Genomic DNA, 5,328 nt, shown 5'->3' with positions numbered 1-5,328 from the left:
AGTGCTACAACTTCTTCAAGGCCGCCGGATACGGAACCGATTAAACGCGACACGCTCTAGAACATGCGATATCGAGAGGTCAGGTCCGGTTGCGTGAACGCGGATGAACGCGGCACGCCCTAGCCGCGCGACCTCAGCGCATCCCGGATCTCGGCCAGCAGTTCCTTCTCGGTCGGCTCCGCGGGGGCCGCGGTCTCCGGTTCCGCCGCGCCGAAGGCCGCGTCCTTGACCCGGTTGACCGCCTTGACCAGCAGGAAAACCGCCCAGGCGATGATGAGGAAATTGATGACCGCGGTGATGAAGTTCCCGTAGGCCAGCACCGCCGCATTGTCGCCCGCGCCAAGCGCGATACCCAGTCCCGAAAAATCGACCCCGCCGGTCAGCAGCCCGATGATCGGCGTGATGATGTCGCCCACCAGCGAATTGACGATGCCCGTGAAGGCGGCACCGATGATGATCCCCACGGCCATGTCCATGACATTGCCGCGCGCGATGAAGGTCTGAAATTCCTTGAGCATCCATGATCTCCGCAAAAGCACCCGTTGCGGATGCGCGGTCAGGATGCCGCCCGCGCGGGCTTGCGGCAAGCCCGCACGGGCGCGCCCGTCAATTATTCGGGCAGGTTCCCAGCGCCCGGCAGGTCGCCCCCGCCGCGCCGCCGATGAGAGCGCCGGTCAGCGGATCGCCCGCCACCACCTGCCCCGCGGCACCGCCCATGACGGCGCCGGTCGTGGTACGTTCCAGGTCGGTCTGCCCGCAGGCGGACAGCCCGGCCAGCAACGCAAGACTGCAGATCATTCTTCGTGCCATGCTTCATCCTTTCGCAAAGCTCAGTGCGGGGGATGACGCATGACCGGCGGGGTTTGTTCCACCACCCCATGCCTTTCCGTGGCGTCCACGGGCAGATGCCCGCCGATCGGCCGCCGCGCCCGGCGGACGCCCGCCGACAGGGGGGCGGCACGCTTGGCCCCGCCAGAACGCGAAACCGCCGCCCGGATCACTCCGGACGGCGGCAAGACGACAAGCCCTCGGCGCGGCTCAGGCCAGCGCGGCGCGGGCCTTGTCCACGATCGCGTTGAACGCGGCGGGTTCGTTGACGGCGAGATCGGCCAGAACCTTGCGGTCCACCTCGATCCCGGCCAGCGTCAGACCGTTGATGAACCGCGAATAGGTCATGGTCGCATCGACTTCACGCACACCGGCGTTGATCCGCTGGATCCACAGGGCGCGGAAATTGCGCTTGCGGGTCTTGCGGTCGCGGGTGGCGTACTGGTTCGCCTTGTCCACCGCCTGCGCGGCAACCTTGAACGTGTTCTTGCGCCGGCCATAGTAACCCTTGGCGGCGTCGGTGACTTTCTTGTGGCGGGCGTGGGTGACCGTGCCCCCTTTGGTGCGCGACATATCCGGGCCTCCTTAGCGGTGATAGGGCATGTAGGACTTGACGATCTTCTCGTCCGGCTTCGACAGGATCGTGGTCCCGCGTGCCGTCCGGATGAATTTCGTCGTCCGCTTGATCATGCCGTGGCGCTTGCCGGCCTGGCCAGCCACCACGCGGCCCGTGGCCGTCACCTTGAAGCGCTTCTTCGCGCTCGACTTGGTCTTCATCTTGGGCATTTCCGACTCCTTCTTTGGGCGGGTTACGCACGGCAAGGCATGCCTCTCGGCCTGCCGCGCGGGTCTTGAGCGCGCCGCTTAGCGCAAGCGGCGCGCCGGGGCAAGGGCCAAGCCCGTCAGACGGGCCCGATCACACTGGCTCGGCGGAAAAGATCAGCCGCTCCTCGCAGGGGGCGACGCGCAGGATGTTCGTGGTGCCCGACGTGTTGAACGGCACGCCCGCGGTGACGACGATGAAATCCTCCGGTCCCGCGATGTCCATGGCGCGCGCCACCCGTGCGGCGTTGACCACGGCCATCTTGAACCGCTCCACTTCCTCGGTCACGGCACAGTTCATGCCCCATGTCAGGCTCAGCCGCCGCGCCGTGTTGATGAACGGCGTCAGCGCGATGATCGGCACGGCGGGACGCTCGCGCGCGACCAGCGATGCGGTCGTGCCGGAATGGGTGAAGCAGCAGATCGCCTTGACCCCCGAAGCCTCGGCCAGTTCGCGGGTCGCGGCGACGATGCCGTCCGCGACGGTCGTGCGGACCACCTCGCGCGAGGATTCGATGATGTTGCGATAGTTCGGGTCGCGCTCGACCTCCACGGCCACGTTGTTCATCGTCGTGACCGCCTCGACCGGGAACGACCCGGCAGCCGATTCCGCCGACAGCATGACCGCGTCCGCGCCTTCGTAGATGGCGGTCGCCACGTCCGACACCTCGGCGCGGGTGGGCACCGGGCTTTCGATCATCGATTCCATCATCTGCGTCGCCACGATGACCGGCTTGGCCGCCTTGCGGCACTTGCGGATCAGCTGCTTCTGGATCGGCGGCACGTTCTGCACCGGCAGCTCCACACCCAGGTCGCCGCGCGCGACCATGATCCCGTCCGACGCTTCGAGGATCGAATCGAAGGCGGCCACGGCGGCGGGTTTCTCGATCTTGGACAGGATCGCCGCGCGGCCCTGCGCCAGTTCGCGCGCCTCGGTCACGTCAGCCACGCGCTGCACGAAGGACAGCGCCAGCCAGTCCACGCCCAGTTCGCACACGAATTCCAGATCTCGCCGGTCCTTTTCCGACAGGGCCGCCAGCGGCAGCACCACGTCGGGCACGTTCACGCCCTTGCGGTTGGAAATCTCGCCGCCCGCGACGACCTTGCAATCGGCGAAATCCGGGCCGCAGGCATCGACCTTCACGCGGATCTTGCCGTCGTTGACCAGCAGGGTCGCCCCCGGTTCCAGCGCCTCGAAGATCTCGGGATGGGGCAGGTTCACCCGCGTGGCGTCGCCCTCGGCGCTGTCGAGGTCGAACCGGAAGGACTGGCCCACCTTCAGCATCTCGGACCCGTTGGCGAACACGCCGCAGCGCAGCTTCGGCCCCTGCAGGTCGGCAAGGATCGCGATGGGCCGTCCGTATTCCTTTTCGATCTTTCGGATGATCGCGTGGCGCGCGGCGATCTCGCTGTGATCGCCATGGCTCATGTTCAGGCGGAACACGTCTGCCCCGGCCTCGAACAGCGCGCTGATCATCTCGTAATCATTCGATGCGGGCCCCAGCGTGGCCACGATCTTGATGTTGCGGTCGCGGTGCATGGGCACCTCCCCTTATGTTGACTGTCCCTGACGCGGGCTTGCCGCGGGGGGCGATAGCGGTAACACGGACTGCCCCGCTCTTGGCGCATTTTAGCCGTTCGGGCAAGCGCCCACACCCGGCGCGCCCATGTATCGCAGGGCGCTGTGACATCGGTTCGACAGGCGCTGGCCGATGCGCGGTCTTGTGGTGGCCGGGGCATGATCCCTATACCGGACCGGCACCGACAGGGGAGCTTGCACCATGGACGACCAGACCCGCCTCGAGCTTGAAGCCGCCGCCTTTCGCCGCCTGCGCGACCACCTGCGCGACCGGACCGACGTGCAGAACATCGACATGATGAACCTCACGGGCTTCTGCCGCAACTGTCTCAGCCGCTGGTACCACGAGGCCGCTGCGGAACGCGGCGTCGACATGGACAAGGACGCGGCGCGCGAAGCCGTCTACGGGATGCCCTATGCGGAATGGAAGGCGGCGTATCAGCGTGAGGCGAGCGCGGACCAGCAGGCCGCGTTCGACACCGCCCCCAAGGCGCACTGAACCGCGCCGCCCGGATCATACGGGAGTCATACGCGAGTCATACGAAAGTCATACGCCGGTCCGACGCGAACCCGGCGCACCCGCCTGCGCCCTTGGCACCGCCCGGCAGAGCCGCTAACACCCCCTGACACATCCGGGAATGCCGCCCATGAAACGCCAGAACGCCGCCGAACTCGACTGGTTCGCAACCGCCCGGACCCTGTCCGAAGCCCTGCCCTATCTCCAGCGTTTCAACGGCGCGACCATCGTCATCAAGCTGGGCGGCCACGCCATGGGCAGCGACGAGGCCATGCGCAGCTTCGCCCGCGACATCGCCCTGATGAGCCAGGTTGGGGTCAACCCCGTGGTGGTGCACGGGGGGGGGCCGGCCATCAACGACATGCTCGGGCGGCTGAACATCACGTCGGAATTCGTGAACGGCAAACGCGTCACCGACGCCGCGACCATGGACGTGGTGGAAATGGTGCTGGCGGGCCTTATAAACAAGCGTATCGTGGCCGCGATCAACGCCGAGGGCGGGCGCGCCGTGGGCCTGTCGGGCAAGGACGGCAACCTGATGCTGTGCCGCCAGACCGATCCGGCGCTGGGGTTCGTGGGCACGCCCGACCGGATGGACACGAGCGTTCTGCGCGCACTGTTCGGGGCGCGGATGATCCCGGTCATCGCACCGCTGGGCGTGGACGAGAACGGCCAGAGCTACAACGTGAACGGCGACACGGCGGCGGGCGCCATCGCGGGCGCGCTGAAGGCGCGGCGGCTGCTGCTGCTGACCGACGTGGATGGCGTCAGGAACGCCGCGGGCGAAGTCCTGACCGAACTGACAGCCGCCCAGATCCGCGACCTGACCGCCGAAGGCGTGATCGCGGGCGGCATGATCCCCAAGACGGAAACCGCGCTCGCCGCGCTGCGGGCCGGGGTGCGGGCGGCCGTGATCCTCGACGGGCGAGCGCCCAATGCCTGCCTGCTGGAACTGTTCACCGACCACGGGGCCGGGTCGCTGATCCGCTCCGCCTGAAGGAGCCGCCGATGCCCCGACGCCTGATCCTGATGCGTCACGCGAAATCCGACTGGACCGATGGCGACGCGACGGATCATGCCCGCGTACTCAACCCGCGCGGGCGGGCGGCCTGCGACGTGATCGGCCCGTGGCTGGCGAAGCACGGCTACGTGCCCGACGAGGTGCTATGTTCGGACGCTGCGCGCACGCGGGAAACCTGGGCACGCATCGCGCCGTTTCTGCCCGATGCCCCGGCCCCGACCCTGCGGCCGGATCTCTACCTCGCCGAACCCGGCCGGATGCTGGGCGCTTTGCAGGGGGCGTCGGGCGCGGTGGTGGCGATGATCGGCCACAATCCCGGCATCGGCTCGCTGGCATCCGGCCTGCTGGCCGACCGGCCCGGCCATGCGGATTTCGCCCGCTACCCGACGCTGGCCACGCTGGTCGCCGATTTCGACGTGGACGACTGGGCGGACATCGTGCCCTTCACGGGCCGCGCCGTCGATTTCGTGGTGCCGCGCGACCTGACGGACTGACTTAGGCTAGAGCGTGTCGCGTTTAATCGGTTCCGTATCCGGCGGCCTTGAAGAAGTTGTAGCACTC

The 5,328-nt window shown here is 67.5% G+C and carries 8 protein-coding genes; 3 read left to right on the top strand and 5 right to left on the bottom strand.

What is annotated here, in order from left to right; all coding sequences use genetic code 11:
• Positions 1-119 precede the first annotated feature (119 nt).
• The 5 genes from mscL to pyk form a co-directional block, all read right to left on the bottom strand.
• On the bottom strand, positions 120-518 hold the full coding sequence (gene mscL, locus DDE13_RS21690; RefSeq protein ID WP_111406289.1) for a large-conductance mechanosensitive channel protein MscL: 399 nt from the start codon (positions 516-518) through the stop codon (positions 120-122).
• An 88-nt stretch (positions 519-606) separates the two neighbouring features.
• Entirely contained in the window at positions 607-810 is a 204-nt protein-coding gene (locus DDE13_RS21685) for a hypothetical protein (RefSeq protein ID WP_111406288.1), read from the bottom strand.
• Positions 811-1,038: 228 nt separating this feature from the next.
• Positions 1,039-1,401 (bottom strand): 50S ribosomal protein L20, encoded by a 363-nt coding sequence (rplT, locus tag DDE13_RS21680; RefSeq protein ID WP_111406287.1) that lies wholly within the window; start codon positions 1,399-1,401, stop codon positions 1,039-1,041.
• Between the two features lie 12 nt (positions 1,402-1,413).
• The gene (gene rpmI / locus DDE13_RS21675) at positions 1,414-1,614 is read right to left on the bottom strand and encodes a 50S ribosomal protein L35 (RefSeq protein WP_111406286.1); all 201 of its coding nucleotides are present in this window, start codon (positions 1,612-1,614) and stop codon (positions 1,414-1,416) included.
• Positions 1,615-1,744: 130 nt separating this feature from the next.
• Positions 1,745-3,190 carry a pyruvate kinase gene (gene pyk, locus DDE13_RS21670; protein WP_111406285.1) on the bottom strand — a complete coding sequence of 482 codons (1,446 nt, stop codon included), beginning with the start codon at positions 3,188-3,190 and terminating at the stop codon, positions 1,745-1,747.
• A 241-nt stretch (positions 3,191-3,431) separates the two neighbouring features.
• On the opposite strand from pyk, the gene DDE13_RS21665 reads away from it, so the two are divergent.
• From DDE13_RS21665 to DDE13_RS21655, 3 genes are all read left to right on the top strand, one after another.
• Positions 3,432-3,728: a DUF1244 domain-containing protein gene (locus tag DDE13_RS21665; protein ID WP_111406284.1), complete on the top strand. Its 297-nt coding sequence runs from the start codon at positions 3,432-3,434 to the stop codon at positions 3,726-3,728.
• Positions 3,729-3,876: 148 nt separating this feature from the next.
• A complete protein-coding gene (gene argB, locus DDE13_RS21660) occupies positions 3,877-4,743 on the top strand; it encodes an acetylglutamate kinase (protein ID WP_111406290.1) in 867 nt (288 codons plus the stop codon).
• Between the two features lie 11 nt (positions 4,744-4,754).
• Positions 4,755-5,261, top strand: a complete 507-nt coding sequence (locus DDE13_RS21655) for a SixA phosphatase family protein (RefSeq protein ID WP_111406283.1) — start codon at positions 4,755-4,757, stop codon at positions 5,259-5,261.
• The last annotated feature ends 67 nt before the right edge of the window (positions 5,262-5,328 follow it).

The organism is Meridianimarinicoccus zhengii (genome assembly GCF_003254465.1).
Lineage (GTDB): Bacteria > Pseudomonadota > Alphaproteobacteria > Rhodobacterales > Rhodobacteraceae > Meridianimarinicoccus > Meridianimarinicoccus zhengii.
This window is presented reverse-complemented; position numbering and strand designations above follow the sequence as displayed.